Source organism: Legionella navarrensis, from assembly GCF_052527415.1.
In genome coordinates, this window is record NZ_JBNVZR010000061.1 from 1 (window position 1) to 350 (window position 350).

Genomic DNA, 350 nt, shown 5'->3' on the forward strand with positions numbered 1-350 from the left:
CGAGAGTGATTTAAAGCGCCCACACAGTTTGTTTTCAGAGAAGTAGCGGCAGAATTTGGGTCTGTAGCTCAGTTGGTTAGAGCGCACCCCTGATAAGGGTGAGGCCGGTGGTTCGAGTCCACCCAGACCCACCAGTTTAGCCGGGATAGTCGAGATAAAAGTGCATTTATAGAGTGTATTTTTATCTGGAATATCCAGATGTTCATTAAAAATATGGTAAAAATTGAGGTAACACAAGCGAATTAGTATGATCTTATGTTTGTATGACCTTCAATGACTTAACCCCTTAAAAAGGGTGTTTGCAAGGATTTTTTCTTTTATCGAGGCATGAATGCGAACGAGTGAAGGAG

Annotated in this window: 1 tRNA gene; it reads left to right on the forward strand. The window is 42.0% G+C overall.

Going from position 1 to position 350, the window contains the following annotated elements:
* The first annotated feature begins 57 nt into the window (after positions 1-57).
* Positions 58-134: transfer RNA gene (locus ACQUTA_RS13110), tRNA-Ile, on the forward strand.
* Positions 135-350: the final 216 nt, after the last annotated feature.